General features: G+C 64.1%; 17 protein-coding genes. 9 read left to right on the top strand and 8 right to left on the bottom strand.

Annotated elements, in window-relative coordinates; translation table 11 throughout:
• Positions 1-7: 7 nt before the first annotated feature.
• Positions 8-3,562 (bottom strand): bifunctional diguanylate cyclase/phosphodiesterase, encoded by a 3,555-nt coding sequence (locus J2Y63_RS19185; protein WP_435267403.1) that lies wholly within the window; start codon positions 3,560-3,562, stop codon positions 8-10.
• Between the two features lie 298 nt (positions 3,563-3,860).
• On the opposite strand from J2Y63_RS19185, the gene J2Y63_RS19180 reads away from it, so the two are divergent.
• Positions 3,861-4,121, top strand: coding sequence for a DUF1344 domain-containing protein (locus J2Y63_RS19180; RefSeq protein WP_256118603.1), 261 nt, complete (start codon positions 3,861-3,863; stop codon positions 4,119-4,121).
• 140 nt (positions 4,122-4,261) lie between these two features.
• Here the strand turns inward: J2Y63_RS19180 and J2Y63_RS19175 are convergent, their stop codons facing one another.
• The 4 genes from J2Y63_RS19175 to J2Y63_RS19160 form a co-directional block, all read right to left on the bottom strand.
• The gene (locus J2Y63_RS19175; RefSeq protein WP_435267402.1) at positions 4,262-4,843 is read right to left on the bottom strand and encodes a histidine phosphatase family protein; all 582 of its coding nucleotides are present in this window, start codon (positions 4,841-4,843) and stop codon (positions 4,262-4,264) included.
• A 27-nt stretch (positions 4,844-4,870) separates the two neighbouring features.
• Positions 4,871-5,689 (bottom strand): enoyl-ACP reductase FabI, encoded by an 819-nt coding sequence (gene fabI / locus J2Y63_RS19170; RefSeq protein WP_256118605.1) that lies wholly within the window; start codon positions 5,687-5,689, stop codon positions 4,871-4,873.
• Positions 5,690-5,821: 132 nt separating this feature from the next.
• Complete coding sequence (locus J2Y63_RS19165; protein WP_435267401.1) at positions 5,822-6,889, bottom strand: DnaJ C-terminal domain-containing protein; 1,068 nt, start codon at positions 6,887-6,889, stop codon at positions 5,822-5,824.
• A 102-nt stretch (positions 6,890-6,991) separates the two neighbouring features.
• Positions 6,992-7,438: an RT0821/Lpp0805 family surface protein gene (locus J2Y63_RS19160; protein ID WP_435267400.1), complete on the bottom strand. Its 447-nt coding sequence runs from the start codon at positions 7,436-7,438 to the stop codon at positions 6,992-6,994.
• Positions 7,439-7,483: 45 nt separating this feature from the next.
• Here J2Y63_RS19160 and pdxH point away from each other — a divergent pair, with 45 nt between their 5' ends.
• Positions 7,484-8,104, top strand: a complete 621-nt coding sequence (gene pdxH, locus J2Y63_RS19155; protein WP_435267399.1) for a pyridoxamine 5'-phosphate oxidase — start codon at positions 7,484-7,486, stop codon at positions 8,102-8,104.
• A 4-nt stretch (positions 8,105-8,108) separates the two neighbouring features.
• Here the strand turns inward: pdxH and J2Y63_RS19150 are convergent, their stop codons facing one another.
• On the bottom strand, positions 8,109-9,164 hold the full coding sequence (locus tag J2Y63_RS19150; RefSeq protein WP_435267398.1) for a polysaccharide deacetylase family protein: 1,056 nt from the start codon (positions 9,162-9,164) through the stop codon (positions 8,109-8,111).
• 268 nt (positions 9,165-9,432) lie between these two features.
• Between J2Y63_RS19150 and J2Y63_RS19145 the strand changes: the two genes are divergently transcribed.
• Positions 9,433-10,332: a LysR substrate-binding domain-containing protein gene (locus J2Y63_RS19145; protein WP_435267397.1), complete on the top strand. Its 900-nt coding sequence runs from the start codon at positions 9,433-9,435 to the stop codon at positions 10,330-10,332.
• A gap of 27 nt (positions 10,333-10,359) precedes the next feature.
• Here the strand turns inward: J2Y63_RS19145 and tldD are convergent, their stop codons facing one another.
• The gene (gene tldD / locus J2Y63_RS19140) at positions 10,360-11,775 is read right to left on the bottom strand and encodes a metalloprotease TldD (protein WP_256118611.1); all 1,416 of its coding nucleotides are present in this window, start codon (positions 11,773-11,775) and stop codon (positions 10,360-10,362) included.
• Between the two features lie 78 nt (positions 11,776-11,853).
• On the bottom strand, positions 11,854-12,384 hold the full coding sequence (locus tag J2Y63_RS19135) for an invasion associated locus B family protein (RefSeq protein WP_435267396.1): 531 nt from the start codon (positions 12,382-12,384) through the stop codon (positions 11,854-11,856).
• 397 nt (positions 12,385-12,781) lie between these two features.
• On the opposite strand from J2Y63_RS19135, the gene coxB reads away from it, so the two are divergent.
• From coxB to J2Y63_RS19105, 6 genes are all read left to right on the top strand, one after another.
• Positions 12,782-13,666: a cytochrome c oxidase subunit II gene (gene coxB / locus J2Y63_RS19130; protein WP_435267395.1), complete on the top strand. Its 885-nt coding sequence runs from the start codon at positions 12,782-12,784 to the stop codon at positions 13,664-13,666.
• 19 nt (positions 13,667-13,685) lie between these two features.
• Positions 13,686-15,353, top strand: a complete 1,668-nt coding sequence (ctaD, locus tag J2Y63_RS19125) for a cytochrome c oxidase subunit I (protein WP_256118614.1) — start codon at positions 13,686-13,688, stop codon at positions 15,351-15,353.
• An 86-nt stretch (positions 15,354-15,439) separates the two neighbouring features.
• Entirely contained in the window at positions 15,440-16,384 is a 945-nt protein-coding gene (locus J2Y63_RS19120) for a heme o synthase (RefSeq protein WP_435267394.1), read from the top strand.
• Positions 16,384-16,524: a hypothetical protein gene (locus tag J2Y63_RS19115; RefSeq protein ID WP_256118616.1), complete on the top strand. Its 141-nt coding sequence runs from the start codon at positions 16,384-16,386 to the stop codon at positions 16,522-16,524. Before J2Y63_RS19120 ends, J2Y63_RS19115 begins: the two co-directional genes overlap by 1 nt.
• A gap of 3 nt (positions 16,525-16,527) precedes the next feature.
• A complete protein-coding gene (locus J2Y63_RS19110; RefSeq protein ID WP_256118617.1) occupies positions 16,528-17,133 on the top strand; it encodes a cytochrome c oxidase assembly protein in 606 nt (201 codons plus the stop codon).
• A 58-nt stretch (positions 17,134-17,191) separates the two neighbouring features.
• A complete protein-coding gene (locus tag J2Y63_RS19105; protein ID WP_435267393.1) occupies positions 17,192-18,070 on the top strand; it encodes a cytochrome c oxidase subunit 3 in 879 nt (292 codons plus the stop codon).
• The last annotated feature ends 140 nt before the right edge of the window (positions 18,071-18,210 follow it).

Raw genomic sequence — 18,210 nt, 5'->3', positions numbered from 1 at the left:
CCGCTCTCTACGAAGCCAGCTTCCAGCGCATCTCGGTGCCGAAGGCCAGAAACGCGTCGCGGGACAGTGGCCGGGCGAAGGCATAACCCTGCAAGAGGTCGCAGCCGAGAAGCCCGAGCATTTCGGCGTGCTGCATCGTCTCCACGCCTTCCGCCACGATCTCGATGCCGAGCGAGCGGCCAATCTCGATGATCGAGCGCACCAGCGCCTGCTCATCGCGCGAGGAGAGGATGGGCGCCACGAGCTGGCGGTCGATCTTCAACCGCTTGGGCTTCAGCTTCAGGAGGCTGACGATCGAGGTATGGCCGGTGCCGAAATCGTCGATCTCGATATCGATGCCGAGCGCCTTGATGCGTTCCAGGTTGGACAGCACCACGTCGTCGCTCTCGTCGAGGAAGATCGATTCGACCAGTTCGAAGGCGATCTGGCCGGGCTGGATGGAGAGGCCGGTGAGGCTGTCGATCAGGCTCTCGTCACGCAACCGCCGGGCCGACACGTTGACCGAAATCTTCGGCATGATCAGGCCTTGTGCGGCCCAGCGGGCACAATCGATCAGCGCCTTTTCCAGCACGATCCGGTCGAGCGTCGCCATGACGTTGAGGTCCTCGGCGATCTTCAGGAAGCGGTCGGGCGTCAAAAGCCCGTCGCGCGGATGGTTCCAGCGGATCAGCGCCTCGGCACCGGCGAGCTTCAGCGTGCCGGCGTCAATCTGCGGCTGGTAATAGGGCACGAACTCATTGTTCTCGATGCCGGCCAGGATATCGTCGGCGATGCGCTTGTTCGAGATGATCTCGGCCTGAAGCGCCTGCGTGAAGAATTCGTGCCGGTTGCGGCCGAGCGCCTTTGCGCGGTAGAGCGCGATATCGGCATTGACGAGCAGTTTCGCGGTGTCGATCGAGCGGCCCTCGGCCAGCGCCACGCCGATGCTGACGCCGAAGCGGCAGAGGTGGCCCTCATATTCGACCGGCTGCTGCATCAGGGTGATGATGCGGCGCGACAGCGTGCTGAGATAGGTCTGGTCGGTCGTGTCGGTCACCACGACGACGAATTCGTCGCCGCCGATGCGCGCGACGAGATCGCCCGGCCGGGCGGAGGCGCGCAGCACCTGCGAGGCGTGCACCAGCAGGGCATCGCCGGCGGCGTGGCCGAGCGTGTCGTTGATCTGCTTGAAACGGTCGAGGTCGATATGCAGGATGCCGACGCGAACCTCGGACGCTTCGCTGAGCGCCGCGATGGCGGTCAGTTCGTCGTCGAGCTTGCGGCGGTTGCCGAGCCCGGTCAGCGGGTCGTGCAGCGCATTGTGCTCAATGCGGACCTTCGCCTGTTCGAGCTCGATGTTCTTGACGTCGGCCTGCGTCTTCGCCGCCTTGAGGTGCTCCTTCAGGATCACATCCTCAGTGACGTCGAAGGCAAGGCCGATCAGCTTGCGGCTGCCGCCGTGGCCGTAGTGGATCTTGCCGACGGAGCGCACATGGCGGATTTCGCCGCCCGGCAGCACCACGCGTGCCTCGTGCACATAGGGCAGGTCCTGCGCGATGCAGCGCTCGACATTGGCGGTGATATCGTTGCGGTCCTCCGGATGCACCGCGCCGAGCCAGGCCTCGTGCGACACGATGCCGTCGGTGAAGGTCAGCCCGTAGAGCTGGTGCATGCGGCCGTCCCAGAAAGTCCGGCCGAGATCGAGATCGGCCTCCCAGAGACCGCACTGATAGGAATCGAGCGCGAGGTCGAGGCGCCGGGTCGTTTGTTCCAGCTCGGCATTCTGCCGGTCGGAGCGCTCCTTGGCCTCCTTGAGGCTGTCCGTCATCTGCACGTCTTCGGTGACGTCGAAGGCGAGGCCGACAAGCTTGCGGCGGCCGTCCTGGGCAATGTGCAGCTTGCCGACCGACTGGACATGGCGGATCGACCCGTCCGGATGCACGACGCGCGAGGTGCGTATATAGGGCACGTTCTCGCGGATCGTCTCGTTGGCCTTGCGCTCGGCCTCGATGCGGTCGTCGGGGTGAATGGCGTTCACCCAGGTGTCGTGGGTGACCCGCTCGCCGGTGTTCACGACGCCGTAGAGCTGGTGCATGCGGTCGTCCCACAGCGTCAGCCCATCCTCCAGATCGGCCTCCCAGAGGCCGCATTCATAGGAATCGAGCGCCAGGTCGAGGCGCTGCGTCAGCTTGGCGAGCTCGGCATTCTGCACCTCGGTGTGTTCCTTGGCGCTCTTCAGCGCCTCGTTCAGGAGCACGTCCTCGGTGACGTCCCAGCTGATGCCGGTCAGCTTGTCCTTGCCGTTCGGGCCGGCAAGGCGAGAGCCGACATTGCGGATGTGGCGCACGCTGCCGTCGGGCAGGCGGATGCAATATTGCGACTTGTAGTCGTTGCCGCCGGCGCGGACCACGTCCATCTCGGCCCTCGCGGTGGCGACGTCCTCGGCGGAGAGAACGGCGTCCCAGTTGAGGTCGTTCGGCGATTCGTTCTCCGGCACGCCGTGCATGCGGTGCATCTGGACATCCCAGCTGCGCGAGCCGGTCGAAAGCTCGATCTCCCAGATGCCGATCTTGGAGGCGTCCAGCGCGGTGTCGAGGCGCTGCGACAGCGATTTCACCTGCCGCTCGCGTGCCCGGAGGCGGGCGATGTTGCGCTGGCGCTCGCTGACGAGGCCGCCGGTCAGGAAGATCGGCACGATGATGACGAGCGCGGCGGCGGCGATGATCAGGCGCACCTGCGTCAGGTTTTCCGGCGGGTGATGCCAGCCTTTCGCCGGAATGGCCGCGAGCTCCCAGCGCCCGCCGGGAAAGTCGAGCACCTGGACCACGGGTTCATTCTCGAAGATTTCGGCCGCGCCGAAGAACGGATCGACGATGTTGTCCGGCACGCTGACGTCGCGGATGGCGAGCTGGATATCGGTCGGGTGCTGCGGCATGCCATATTGGCCAGGCCTGTCGGGATCGATCAGGCCGGCATCGGTGAAGAGCTTCCGCTCGTCGATCAGCCCGTCGATATAGCCCCAGAAGTAGTGACGCGCGTCGACATTGGTGAAGACCGGCATGAAGAGGTTGAAACCGCGGCCGCCCTTGGCGAACTGCACCGGCCCGAACATCAGCGGGCGCCCGCGCGAGCGATCCATCTGGGCGGCGCGGCGGAAGGAGGGGAAGCGGTTGAAATCGTTGCCGATATAGTGCTGGTTGCCGTCGAGCGGGAAGGCGTGCGTGACCTTGGCGTCCGGCGCTACGCCGACGCGGCGGAAATGGGTGTTCTGCAACATCAGCTTGCGGGCGAAGACGTTGAATTGCAGCGTCGCCTGGTCCGGCGCCACCGCGAACATGTTGGCCACGCTGCGCAGCGCCGCCACATTGCTGTTCACCTCGCTCTGCAACCGCGCGCTGACCAGCGCAAGGTCGCCCGAGACATGGCTTTCCAGCTCTTTGAGGTAGATGCGCTCGTTCTGCCGCTCGTAGATGATGCCCGCGGTGAGGATGACGCAGCCGGCGATCGTCGCCGGCACGAGCGATGGCCGCGCCCATTCTGCGATGGATGCCAGATGGCGGCGAAGGGCAGCAGTCAATGGCAAGAATCGATCCCCGATGAGGGACGAACGGTAAGGCTCGCATCCTTAAAATTGCATTTATAAGCAACTGAAATACTTGCACTTCCGCGCGGTTAACCGGTCGAATCGTGTCATTTCACGACAGATCGGCCAGGCCATTTGTCCGACAATCCAGGGGATGAGCCGGCGGCACGGCTTGATTCGTATGATCTTTCCGGCCATCCATTCAAAAACGCGCGTGGGGACGGGCGAATTTCGCCATATTTGGGGGGCATCTGACGTGACCAGCAAAAAGACTGATTCATTTCCAGGGGTTCGCACGATGCGCCTATTGATCGCCGCGCTGTTGGCTACGGCCGTTTTCCTCTCGCCGCTCGCCGCCTCGGCCGAAAGCGCCGATGTCGAGGCCGTGATCACCAGCGTCGACACCGGCAGCCTCAGCCTGTCGCTCGACGACGGCAAGAAGTACCAGGCGCCGGAAGAGTTCAACTTCGAAGGCCTGGAGCCGGGCGTGAAGGTGCTGGTGTTCTACACCGAAGTCGACGGCAAGCGCGTCATCAACGATCTCGAAATCATCCAGTAAAAATTTGCCCCTCATCCCCCTGCCGGGACCTTCTCCCCGCAAGCGGGGCGAAGGGGCAAAACGGTGAGCCCATCATTCCTCGCCCCGCTTGCGGGGAGAGGATGCCGGCAGGCAGGTGAGGGGCCACTATGGCGCAAGCCTCACAGCCAGTGCATGCCCGTCGCGTCGATGCGCAGCAGGCGGTCCTGGTGGATGGGCGTGTTAGCCGCTTCTTCTTCCGCCATGCCATGCAGCCGGAAGGCCGCGCGAAAAACCCCGCCATGGCTGACACAGACGGTCGGGCCGCGCACATCGGCAAGCCAGGAGGCGATGCGCCAGGAGAGGATTTCGTAGCTTTCCGCGGCTTCCCCCGGCGGAATGAAGTTCCACTTGGAATGCATGCGCTCCTCGACCCTGTCCGGCACCTTCGCCATCAGTTCGGGCAGCGTATGTCCCTCCCAGTCGCCGAAGGAGACTTCGACGAGGCGCGGGTCGGTGCGGTAGGCGAGGGGGTCTAGGCCCATGGCGCGGCGCAGGATTTCCATCGTCTCGCGCGTGCGCCCGAGCGGGCTCGCCACGAAATCGTAGTCGGAAACCGTCTGCCCGAGAATGCCCTTGAGGGCGGCGCCGTTACCGGCCGCCTGTTTGCGGCCGGTGTCGTTCAGCGGGACGTCCTGCTGGCCTTGCAGCCTGCCCTCTGCATTCCACGCGGTCTGGCCGTGTCGGATCATGTAGATGGGCAAGGTGCAGTCCCGCTGCTTGGAGTTCACTCAGTCCTTGATGACGGAAATGTCCGGCGCATCGACGGCCTTCATGCCGACGACATGGTAGCCGCTGTCGGCGTGATGCGTCTCGCCGGTCACGGAACGCGACAGGTCGGAGAGCATGTAGAGGCCGACGTCGCCCACTTCCTCGATGGTGACGGTACGGCGCAGCGGCGCGTTGTACTCGTTCCACTTGAGGATGTAGCGGAAATCGCCGATGCCGGAGGCGGCAAGCGTCTTGATCGGGCCTGCCGAAATCGCGTTGACGCGGATGTTCTTCGGGCCGAGGTCGACCGCGAGATACTTCACGCTCGCTTCGAGTGCTGCCTTGGCGACGCCCATGACGTTGTAGTTCGGCATGACCTTTTCCGCGCCATAATAGGTCAGCGTCAGCATCGAGCCGCCATCGGTCATCAGCTTTTCCGCGCGCCGGGCGACCGACGTGAAGGAATAGACCGAGATCTGCATGGTCTTGGCGAAGTTCGCCGGTGTCGTGTCCACGTAACGGCCGGTCAACTCGTCCTTGTCGGAAAAGCCGATGGCGTGCACGAGGAAGTCGATCTTGCCCCAGGTCTTCTCGATATTCTCGAAGACCGCGTCGATCGACGCTTCGTCGGAAACATCGCAATCGCCAGCCAGCACCGCGCCGATTTCGGCCGCCAGCGGCTCGACGCGCTTCTTCAGCGCATCGCCCTGATAGGTGAGGGCAATTTCGCCGCCCTGTGAATGGATAGCCTTGGCGATGCCCCAGGCGATGGAACGGTTGTTGGCGACGCCCATGATGACGCCGCGCTTGCCCTTCATCAGACCAGATGCCTGAACCATGGTTTGCCCCCTGATACTTAAGTCAATTGTGCCTATGGCATAGGCAGCAATGCGGTTCAAGCGCGCGGGGCTTCAGGAACTGTTAGCATCCGTAACAATGGGTGCATGTTTTACGAAAGCGTCACAATCGATTTAAAGATAAAGGCCTTCGCGCAGGCTGCGCATCAGGTCGATCATCTTGGCATCCGGCTTTTCCCACAGGAGAAGGCGGATTTCGGCAATCAGATCGCCGCGTTCGCCATTCTCCATGACGAGGCCTTCGCCTTCGATGCGGATTTTCTGGTCGGAGCCCGACCAGGCCGGCACCGTCACGGGGAAAGAACCGAGCGGCCCTTCGACCGTCGTTTCGCAGCCGAGCACGGCATTCTCGATCGTCACCGGCAGGTCGACCTTCAGGTCGAACCCATCCACCCGGAAGCGGCCCGGCGCCACGCGCACGGTGATGACGGCATCGCCGCGCTTCAGGTTCTCGAAGCGGTATCCGGCTTCCTTGAGGCGCATGACCTGGCCATCCGTCGTGCCCGCGCCGATCGGCACGCGCAGCGTCTGGCCGTCCGGCGTTTCGAGCGTCGGGCGCACCCGGTTCAGGATGTCCTCGACGGAAACCGTGACGTCAGCAAAGAAGTCCGGCGCCTTGTCGACCTTGGGGCGGCCACCGCGAATGCGGCGGATGATGGCGGAGATGATGGCGGCGGCCGGCGCGATGCCGCGGCCCTGGCCCGCATCGTCCGTTTCCGGCTCGTCGGCCGCCTTGCGGGCGTCCTGGGCGGGTGCTGCTGCGGCCTGCGGCTGCGGGCGGGCCTGATTCTGGGCCTGCGCCTGCGATTGGGCCTGCGGCTTGCCCTCGGCCGGCTGGCCGCGGGAATCGACGCCGAAGATGCGGGCGATCATGTCTTCCGCGCCTTCGTCCGCCATGCGCGGCGGCGGGTCGTTTCTTACTTTGCGCTCTGCCTGCTGGCGGCGCATCTGCTCCATGCGGCGAAGCTCGGCCTCGCGCTGCTGGCGGTCGTAGCGGCTGCGTTTGTCGGGATCGCGCAGAAGGTCATAGGCCCGGCCGGCTTCGGTGAAGCGCACGGTGGCATTGGGGTCGTCGTGGTTCTGGTCGGGATGCACCGCTTTTGCAAGCGAGCGCCAGGCCGCCTTGATTTCATCCTGCCCGGCGCTTCTTTTCACGCCCAGCACCGAATAGGGGTCACGCATAACTTCCACCCATTGTCGTTTTGCCGACCATGATAGGGGGCACGTCCTAATCACTGGTTACGGGTCAGGGTTGAAAAATCGCAAACATGCGCGCGAGACGATTCAGCCCTGGCGATCGAAGGCCAGCAGCAGCCATTCGCCGGAACTGCCGAGGCAGGTGCGGCCGGAATAATTGGCGATCCCTTGGTAGGAATGTTTCGTCGTCACGAAATCGCGGCAGGTGCGCCCGGCATCGTCGCGGTTTTCGGCAATCGTGCTGATCACGCCGGCACTGCCCGAGGCGGAATTCGCCCAGGGGATCGGGTTGCCGGCGGTGCGCGAAATATCGGCGGAGGAGACGGCGTTGCGCACGGTGATCTCGTCGGTCAGCCGCTCCGCGCCGGCCGGCACGGCGCTGGTGCGCACGGTATCGACCTTGCTGTCGGAAAAGACGTCGAGGCCGCCCATGCAGCCCGGCAGAAGCGCGCAGCCCATCGTCACGCCGGCAACAGCAAGGCAGCGCGCCCAGTATGGCTTTGTCTCGGGTCGCGACTTTGCTATGACATCCACTCCTGTCTGCCCCCAATCGTCAAAAAGATCGGCATTGAATCGAATATGAGCGAAAATGCGTTAACAAGCGGTGACTTCACCCAGGAGAACGAGCCCTATTCCCTGTTCGGCACATGGCTGGAAGAGGCCGGAAAGACCGAGCCGAACGACCCGAACGCGCTGGCGCTCGCGACCGTCGACGAGACCGGCCTGCCCAATGTACGGATGGTCCTCTTGAAAGGTTTCGACGAGCGCGGCTTCGTTTTCTACACGAATTTCGAAAGCCGCAAGGGCGTCGAACTGCTCGGCGCCCACAAGGCCGCGATGTGCTTCCACTGGAAATCGCTGCGCCGCCAGGTGCGGGTGCGCGGCGACATCGAGGTGGTCACCGATGCCGAGGCGGACGAATATTACGCTTCGCGCCCGCGCGGCAGCCGCATCGGCGCCTGGGCCTCGAAACAGTCGCGCCCGCTCGAAAGCCGCTTCGCGCTGGAAAAGGCGGTCGCCGAATACACTGCCCGCTACGCGATCGGCGAAATCCCCCGCCCACCGCACTGGTCCGGCTTCCGCCTGAAACCCGTCTCGATCGAATTCTGGCACGACCGCCCCTTCCGCCTGCACGACCGCGTCGAATTCCGCCACGCGGAGGACGGCAAGGGCTGGACGAAGGTGCGGATGTATCCGTGAGGGATCAGCGCCGGAGCAGCCGGAACGGGATGCCGGAGGCGAGCGCGCCGACATATTTCGGCTTCTGGTAGAGCCCGTTCAGCGAGATGCGGGGCAGCGTCGTCGGGCTGTCGAAGGAGCGGGTGGAGAGCGTTCCGGGGTCCGTGGTGACGGCGACGCGGAAGCCGAGGTCCTTGGCGAGGCGGTGTTCGCGCGGCGAGACGGCGGCACGGTCGCCATAGGGGTAGGCGAAGGTTTCCGGGCGGTGGCCGATGATCGCGGCGATGCGGTCGGCCGAGTGTTCCATCTCGCGGCGCGCCTCCTCGTCGCTGAGGCGGGCGAGGGCGCGGTGGCTGACCGTATGGGCGCCGATCGAGGCCAGCGGGTTGAGCACGAGGCACTTCAGTTCCGGTTCGCGCATGACGAGCCGTTCGGTCAGCATCATTGGATCGATGCCATGGGCCTTGGCTGCGGCGTCGAGCTTTTCGATCGCCGCCGCTTCCTCCGTCTCCACCTGGATGAAGCGGGCAAAGCGGCTGAAGGCGGCCTGTTTCTGGAAGGGCGTGGCGAGCGGCATGGTGACCGCACCCGAGCCGAAATCGAACTCCAGATGCGGCGCCTCGCGCAGAAGCTCCGTCAGCGTCTCCCACCAGATGCCATGCGTCTTGCAGCAGAAACCCGGCGCGACGAACACGGTGAACGGCACCTTGTGGCGGGTGAAGACCGGCTGGGCATGCACCGCATTGTTGCGGTAGCCGTCGTCGAGCGTGAAGGCGGCAAAACGCTCGCCGGCCCGGGCGATCGCGAGGCGCGCCGGCATGTCGGCGAGCGCCACGAACTGGTAGCCCTCTTCGGTCAGGTGCTCGATCGCCGCATCCAGGAATTCCGGCGTGATCTCCAGATGCGCATTGGGATCAAAGGCCTGCGCCACCTTGGGCCGCACATGGTGCAGCGTGAAGATCGCGCCCATGCCGCGCGCCGACGCCATCAGCCCGACCCGCTCCGCCAGATGCGCAAATTCCAGCCCGCCGGTGATCACCGCGCGCTTCAGACCCTGTCGCATTGTGCTGCGGATCGGCATGTCGTCTTTGTCTTCCCTTGGCTCGTTCTCGCCGCCGTTATCGCATCCGGTCGGTATCCGAGTGGTTAACAACGGCTTTCCTGTGGCGCGAGGGCAGGGGCGGACCCTGCTGGAAGGTGAGGATACGGATGACGTCCATGAAAATGAGCGTGACGGGGCCAAACATCGTTGCGCCCTCCTGTCTGTTGCACTGCCAGCATTGTCCGCCCGCTTGCCACCCTTGCTCAAACGAGTTTATCGTCGATTTCGAATGACTTGAGGTTATGCGATGAAACGCGGACGGCTGCCCTTGACGGCACTGAGGAGTTTCGAGGCGGCAGGCCGGCTCGGCAGTTTCACGCTCGCGGCGGAAGAGCTTCTGGTGTCGCAGGCGGCCGTCAGCCGGCAGGTCAAGGAGTTGGAGGCCGAGCTCGGCAAACCGCTCTTCGAGCGCCGCCACCGCAGCGTCCGGCTCACCACCGCCGGACAGGCGCTGATCGAGGTGCTCTCGCGCGCCTTCGATGCGATGGATGCGAGCCTGTCGGAAATCCGGGGCAGGCGGGGCGGCGGCGTGCTGGAAATTAGCGCGGAACCCTCCTTCGCCGCCTGCTGGCTCGTGCCGAATCTCGACGATTTCCACTCCGACCATCCCGAGATCGACGTCGTGGTCGATTCCGACATGCGGCTGATCGAGTTCCGCACCCACGAACCCGAAATCGCCATCCGCCATTCGACGGACGCGACCGCCTGGCCGCGCGCGCAGGCGGAGCATCTTGCCGACGTGGAAATGGTCCCGGTGATCATGCCGTGCCTCGCCGAGGACGGCCCGCCACTCGACACGCCGGCCGACCTGTTGGCCTATACCCTGCTGCACGAGGAGAACCGTAGCAGCTGGCAGCGCTGGTTCACCGCCGCCGGCCTGCCCGAGGCGCCGCCGGGGCGTGCGCAGATTTTCACGGAGGGCAATCTGGTGCTGCAGGCCGCGCTGCGCGGCCATGGCGTGGCGCTGGTAGACCGGTCCTTCGCCGCCGAGGACATCGCCGCGGGCCGCCTCGTGCAACCCTTCGACGTCTCGATCCGCTACGGCGCCTACTGGCTCGTCGCCCGCGACTTCAAGCGCTTGTCGCCGGAGGCGCGGGCGTTTCGGGAGTGGTTGTTGCGGCGGATTGTTGTGCCCCACGGCGCATGATGGGCACCGCGAACCGTTCCTATAAAATCAGGTCTTCGTCCCACCCACCGTGATCTGATCCATCCGCAGATGCGGCTGGCCGACGCCGACCGGGACCCATTGGCCGGCCTTGCCGCAATTGCCGATGCCGGTGTCGAGCTTGGTGTCGTTGCCGACCATCGAGACGCGGCGCATGGCGTCCGGGCCGTTGCCGATCAGCATGGCGCCCTTGACGGGGGCCGTCACCTTGCCGTTCTCGATGAGATAGGCCTCGGTGCAGCCGAAGACGAACTTGCCGGAGGTGATGTCCACCTGCCCACCGCCGAAGGAGACGGCGTAAAGGCCGTTCTTCACCGAGGCAATGATCTCTTCCGGCGTCTTGTCGCCGGAGAGCATGTAGGTGTTGGTCATGCGCGGCATGGGACGGTAGGCGTAACCCTGCCGACGGCCGTTGCCGGTCGCCTTCATGCCCATCAGCCGGGCATTCTGCCGGTCCTGCATGTAGCCGACCAGTTTGCCGTCCTCGATCAGCACGTTATAGGCCGAGGGCGTGCCTTCGTCGTCGACGGTGATCGAGCCGCGGCGGTTGTCGATCGTGCCGTCGTCGACCACGGTGACGCCCTTGGCCGCGACCTGCTCGCCGAGCAAACCGGCGAAAGCCGAGGTCTTCTTGCGGTTGAAATCGCCCTCAAGCCCATGGCCGACCGCCTCGTGCAGCATGACACCCGGCCAGCCGGAGGACAGCACGATATCCATCGTGCCCGCCGGTGCTTCCACCGCTTCCAGATTGACCAGCGCCTGGCGCAGCGCCTCGTCCGCGCCGAAACGCCAGCTCTCCTCGGTGAGGAAGGCGTCGAAGGTCGTGCGCCCGCCGATGCCGTAGCTGCCCGTCTCCTGCCGGTCGCCTTCGCCGACGACGACGGAGACGTTGACGCGGGTCATCGGGCGCACGTCGGTGACGCGGTGGCCGTCGGCGCGCAGGATGTTGACGACCTGCCAGCTTGCGGCGATCGAGGCCGTCACCTGCCGCACTTTCGGGTCCTTGCCGCGCAGGTAGCCGTCGATCTCGGTTAGGAGCGCCACCTTCTGCTCGAAGGTCGGCGAGCCGATCGGGTTGTCCTGCGTGTAGAGCTGGCGGTTGGTGCCCTGTGGCGCTTCGGAATAGTCGGCGGAATAGCCGCGCGTCACGGCACCTGCCGCATCCGCCGCGCGCTTCAGCGCCGAAAGAGTCATCTCGCCGGAATGCGCATACCCGACTGCCTCGCCGGCCACCGCGCGCAGGCCAAAACCCTGGTCGGTGTTGAAGCTGCCGCCCTTGAGGCGGCCATTGTCGAAGGAGAGCGATTCCGCCTGGGCGTGTTCGAGGAAGAGTTCGCCGTCGTCGGCACTCTTCAGCGTTTCCCGCAGCACCGCCTGCACGGATGCCTCGTCGGCATCGAAGAGGGAGAGGAGGTCGGTGTTCATGGCAGGCTCCGCAAACTTTTAAACTCGGGGTTCATGTAAGTCCCCCGGCGGCGGGCGGCAAGCCCGCCGGAGGGCGGCTTACGGCAGCGCGTCGTAGCCTTCGCCAAAACCCTTGAGGTCGACGGGGATGCCGATGCCTTCTTCCGGCGACTGGAAGACGATGAAGGTGGCGGTGGCGCCGGAGCGGAAGGTCTTCAAGAGTTCGTCTTCCAGCACGACTTCGGCATAGCAGCCGTCGGCGAAGCAGCGCACGAAATAGGCCCGCCCGATATCCTTGCCGTCGACATTGAGGCCGAGGCCGTTCGGCAGCAGCACGCCGAGTGGTGCGAGCACGCGAAGGATCTTCGCCTTGCGGTCGGCGGTCTTCAGCACGACGACGGAGAGGCCGAGCTCCGGCCGGTCTTCGGCGAGAACGTTCTGCATCAGCGCGCATTGTTCGCCCGACGCACCTGCCGGCTGATCGCAGACGATCGACCAGGCGCCGTGGTTGGATTTCACCGTGCCGGGCTGCTGGGCCGTCGCAACAGAGGCCAGTGCAGTCGTACCGAGCGCGAAGACGGCAAGGCCGAATGCTGCCCGGGACAGCCGGGAAAGGGGAGCAAAACCCATGAAAACCTCGGAATCTCGAATCAGTCGGGGTATCTTTGAAGGGACGGGGCCGAAATGAAAAGCCCTGCGCGCTCATTTCCAATTGATTGAAGGCGGAAATTGGACCGGCCGCGCACACTTTATAATAGGGGCGGGCCAGGCCCTGCCGGACAGGCGCTTGCGGCGCGTGAAAAGGGGGCTCCGGCCGGGATCGCCGCGGCCAAACCTTTCATGCTATAGGGAATTATGAAGAAACTGTGGGGAGAGGCCCAAGGCTTTTGCTTTTGCGCAAAAATGCCGCACGGGCGGTCCCCCATGGCTGTTGCGGCGAGCATGAAACTGTGGTTTTAAGCACTCAGTATAGCAGGGATTCTGCGCGCCTGTTTGATCCCAATCAAACGCCTTGGGGAGATACGTTGTGAAAAACAAAGCTTTTGCAGTTCTGGCCGCTCTAGGCTGTCTGCTCTTTGCTTCGACCGCTTTCGCTGATCAGCCGTTCGACTGGCAGAAGGGCCTCCAGCCCGCCGCGACCTCGATGATGGAAGAGATCCGCTGGTTCGAGCAGTACACACTCTGGTTCATCGTACCGGTCACCCTGTTCGTTCTCGTCCTGCTCATCCTCGTGGTCGTGAAATTCCGCGAAAGTGCGAACCCGGTTCCGTCCAAGACCAGCCACAACACGGCGATCGAAGTCGTTTGGACGCTCGGCCCGGTCGTCGTTCTCCTCTTCCTGGCGATCCCGTCCTTCCAGCTTCTGACCAAGCAGCTCGCCCCCACGGAAGAGCCGGAACTGACGATCAAGGCCACCGGCTTCCAGTGGTACTGGGGTTATGAATACCAGGTCGGCGAAGCGCCGCTCTCCTTCGACAGCCTTCTCCTGCAGGACGGCGACCGCGCCGCGGCCGGCAAGGAAGACAAGGGCGTCTATCCGCGCCTTCTCGCTGTCGACAACGAACTGGTCGTTCCGGTCGGCAAGCATGTGCGCGTCCTCGTCACCGCAGCCGACGTGATCCACGCCTTCGCCATGCCGTCCTTCGGCGTGAAGATCGACGCCGTGCCGGGCCGCCTTAACGAGACCTGGTTCAAGGCCGACCGCGAAGGCCTGTTCTACGGCCAGTGTTCCGAGCTCTGCGGCAAGGACCACGCGTTCATGCCGATCGCCATCCGCGTCGTCTCGCAGGAAAAGTTCGATACCTGGCTTGCTGTCGCCGCGACAAATGTCGGCGAGGCAAACAAGGCCCTGATGGCGTCTGTCGACGGAGCGGACAAGTCCGTGAACGTCGCCCAGAACGCCGCGCAGTAATTCCAAGGGAGTTGAGACCATGGCCGGAACATCCGCTGCCCACGGCGATCACAACGATCACCACGAACACAAGCCGCTCACTTTCTTTCAGCGTTGGTTCCTGTCGACCAACCACAAGGATATCGGCACCCTCTACCTGATCTTCGCGATCCTCGCCGGCATCATCGGCGGCACGCTCTCGGTCTTCATGCGCATGGAGCTGCAGGAGCCGGGCATCCAGATCTTCCACGGCCTGGCCCAGATGGTCTACGGCTTCGAGGGTGACGCCGCCATCGACGGCGGCAAGCACATGTTCAACGTCTTCACGACGGCGCATGCGCTCATCATGATCTTCTTCATGGTCATGCCGGCCCTCATCGGCGGTTTTGCCAACTGGATGGTGCCGATCATGATCGGCGCGCCGGACATGGCCTTCCCGCGCATGAACAACATCTCCTTCTGGCTGATCATCCCGGCCTTCCTGCTCGTTCTGCTCTCGATGTTCGTCGAAGGCCCGGCGGGCGGTTATGGCGCGGGCGGCGGGTGGACGATCTATCCACCATTCTCGACCGCGGGCCAGCCCGGTCCGGCCATGGATTTCGTCATCCTCGGCCTGCACATCGCCGGCGCATCCTCGATCCTCGGCGCGATCAACTTCATCACGACGATCCTCAACATGCGCGCTCCGGGCATGACGCTGCACAAGATGCCGCTCTTCGCCTGGTCGGTTCTGATCACCGCCTTCCTGCTCCTGCTCTCGCTGCCGGTTCTGGCAGGCGGCATCACCATGCTGCTGACGGACCGCAACTTCGGCACGGCCTTCTTCGCGCCGGAAAACGGCGGTGACCCGATCCTCTTCCAGCACCTGTTCTGGTTCTTCGGCCACCCGGAAGTGTACATCCTGATCCTGCCCGGCTTCGGCATCGTCAGCCACATCGTGTCGACATTCTCGCGTAAGCCCATCTTCGGCTACCTCGGCATGGCCTACGCCATGGTCGCGATCGGCGCCGTCGGCTTCATCGTGTGGGCGCATCACATGTACACGGTCGGCATGTCGCTCGACACGCAGCGCTACTTTGTCTTCGCCACGATGGTCATCGCGGTTCCGACGGGCGTGAAGATCTTCTCCTGGATCGCGACGATGTGGGGCGGTTCGATCCGCTTCACCACGCCGATGGTCTGGGCGATCGGCTTCATCTTCCTGTTCACCGTCGGCGGTGTCACGGGCGTCCAGCTCGCAAACGCCGGCCTCGACCGCGCCCTGCATGACACCTACTACGTGGTGGCCCACTTCCACTACGTTCTGTCGCTCGGCGCCGTCTTCGCGATCTTCGCGGCCTGGTACTACTGGTTCCCGAAGATGACCGGCTACATGTATTCGGAATTCCTCGGCAAGCTGCACTTCTGGGTCATGTTCGTCGGCGTGAACCTGATCTTCTTCCCGCAGCACTTCCTCGGCCTCGCCGGCATGCCGCGTCGCTACATCGACTATCCGGATGCCTTCGCAGGCTGGAACGCGGTGTCGTCCTACGGTTCGTACATCTCGGCTTTCGCCGTGCTGATCTTCCTCTTCAGCATCGTCGAAGCCTTCGCCAAGAAGCGCGTCGCCGGTGACAACCCGTGGGGCGAGGGCGCCAACACGCTGGAATGGCAGCTGTCTTCGCCGCCGCCGTTCCACCAGTGGGAACAGCTCCCGAAGATCAAGTAAGGTCTTCAGACGATCGGGGCCGCCGGCAACGGCGGCTCCATTTCTAAAAGAGGTCGGCAAACCCGGCCGAACGCGACGGAAAGAACATGGCGGTCATCGAGCATCACGACACAGCAGCAGGCGGCGGCGAGATCACCCTCTCCGAAGCGTCGCCGCGTGATTTCTTCGAGCTCCTGAAGCCGCGCGTCATGTCCCTCGTCGTCTTCACGGCCTTTGCCGGCCTGGTCATGGCGCCCGGCACGATCAACCCGTTCATCGGCGCCATAGCGATCCTCTGTATCGCCGTGGGCGCCGGAGCCTCCGGTGCCCTCAACATGTGGTACGACGCGGATATCGATGCGGTCATGACCCGCACCGCCCAGCGTCCCATCCCGTCCGGCCGCATCCGCCCGGAAGAAGCGCTCGCCTTCGGCCTGACGCTCTCCGCCTTCTCGGTCGCGATCCTCGGCCTTGCGGTCAACTGGCTGGCCGCCGGCCTGCTCGCCTTCACCATTTTCTTCTACGCCGTCATCTACACGATGTGGCTGAAGCGCTCGACGCCGCAGAACATCGTCATCGGCGGTGCCGCCGGCGCCTTCCCGCCGATGATCGGCTGGGCCTGTGTCACCGGCGGCGTCTCCATCGAGAGCGTCGTCCTCTTCCTCATCACCTTCCTGTGGACCCCCGCACACTTCTGGGCGCTCGCACTCTTCAAGATGCGCGATTACGAGGCCGTCGGCGTGCCGATGCTGCCGAACGTCGCCGGCGAGTGGACGACGAAGGTGCAGATCCTGATCTACGCCATCCTGACCGCCGTCATCGCCGTCGTGCCGACCTTCCTCGGCTTCGCCAGCCTCGGCTACGGTCTCTTTGCCGCAGCGCTCGGCCTCGGCTTCGTATGGTATTCTGTCGGTGTGTTGCGCATGCCGGAAGGCGACCGCGCGATGGTGCCGGCCAAGAAACTCTTCGCCTTCTCCATCGTCTACCTGTTCGCGGTCTTCTCTGGGCTGATGCTCGACCACCTGATCGCGTCATTCGGATGGGTACTATAATGGAAACGGTAAATCTCACGGAAAGCCAGAAGAAGTCGCGCCGCGGCCGCAACATTGCGCTCGGCATCGTGCTCCTGGGCCTCGTCGTGCTCTTCTACATCGTCACGCTGGTGAAATTCGCCGGCGGAATGGTGGGCTGAGCCATGAGCGAGACGAAACAGACCGAAAAGAGTGGTTTGGGCAACGGCACGATCGTCGCCATCTGCTGTTCCTTCGTCATCGGCATGGCCGGCATGGCCTATGCCGCCGTGCCGCTCTACGAGATGTTCTGCAAGGTCACCGGCTACGGCGGCACGACGCAGCGCGTCGAGCAGGCCTCCGACGTCATCCTCGACAAGACGATCAAGGTGCGCTTCGACGCCAATGTCGGCCCGGGCCTCGCCTGGAGCTTCGAGCCGGTGCAGCGCGAAGTCGAGATGAAGATCGGCGAGACCGTGCAGATCCTCTACAAGGCGCGCAACAACGCCTCGACGCCGACCACCGGCCAGGCGACGTTCAACGTCACGCCGCAGGCCGCCGGCGCCTATTTCAACAAGGTCCAGTGCTTCTGCTTCACCGAGACGACGCTGAAGCCGGGCGAGGAACTCGAAATGCCCGTGGTCTTCTTCGTCGATCCAGAGATCGTCAAGCCGGTCGAGACCAAGGGCATCCACACCATCACGCTGTCCTACACCTTCTATCCGCATGAGGCGACGAAGCCGGTGGTTTCGTCTGCGGATATCAAGACGGACGACGCGAACAAGCTTTGAAAGACATGCGTTTCCGGCTATGCCGGGAATGAACGCGATACATTCGGGGATAAGTCAAATGGCCGATGCGCATCAGAAGAAACACGACTACCACATCATCGACCCCAGCCCGTGGCCGCTGCTTGCCTCCATCGGCGCGTTCGTCATGGCGCTCGGCGGCATCGGCTACATGCGCTACGTCTCGGGCGGCGCGTTCCACCTGTTCGGCGTCAACCTCGCCACGCCGTGGATCTTCTACATCGGCCTCTTGATCGTTCTCTACACCATGTATGCCTGGTGGGCGGACACGGTGAAGGAAGCGCATGAGGGCCACCACACGCGCGTCGTCTCGCTGCACCTGCGCTACGGCATGATCATGTTCATCGCCTCCGAGGTGATGTTCTTCGTCGCCTGGTTCTGGGCCTTCTTCGATGCGAGCCTCTTCCCCGGCGAAGCCATCCAGGCCGCGCGCGCCACCTATACCGGCGGCGTCTGGCCGCCGAAGGGCATCGAGGTTCTCGATCCCTGGCACCTGCCGCTGTACAACACCGTCATCCTGCTGCTTTCGGGCACCTGCGTGACCTGGGCGCACCACGCTTTGCTGCACAACGACCGCAAGGGCCTCGTCAACGGCCTGGCGCTCACCGTGGCGCTCGGCGTGCTGTTCTCCTTCGTCCAGGCCTACGAATATGCGCACGCACCGTTCGCCTTCAAGGATTCGATCTACGGCGCCACCTTCTTCATGGCGACCGGCTTCCACGGCTTCCACGTGCTCGTCGGCACGATCTTCCTGATCGTCTGCCTCATCCGCGCGCTTCGTGGCGATTTCACCCCCAAGCAGCACTTCGGCTTCGAAGCCGCCGCCTGGTACTGGCACTTCGTCGACGTGGTCTGGCTCTTCCTGTTCTTCTCCATCTACATCTGGGGTGGCTGGGGCGCGCCGATCGCGCACGGCTGATCCGGGCCGAACAAGACTTTGCCAACGGCCGCAGCGATGCGGCCGTTTGTGTTTTGGGGCGCACCCCGGCCGCTTTGTCGCAGCTTTTCAGTTGGACGCAGGGCAGGCGGGCCGCTACCTATGCAGACATCTGCATTTTG

Origin of the sequence: Shinella sp. BE166, assembly GCF_051201095.1 — a bacterium.
In the GTDB taxonomy this organism is placed as follows: Bacteria; Pseudomonadota; Alphaproteobacteria; order Rhizobiales; family Rhizobiaceae; genus Shinella; species Shinella lacus.
The sequence above is the reverse complement of the archived record's forward strand: the minus strand, read 5'-3'. Positions and strand labels throughout refer to the sequence as shown.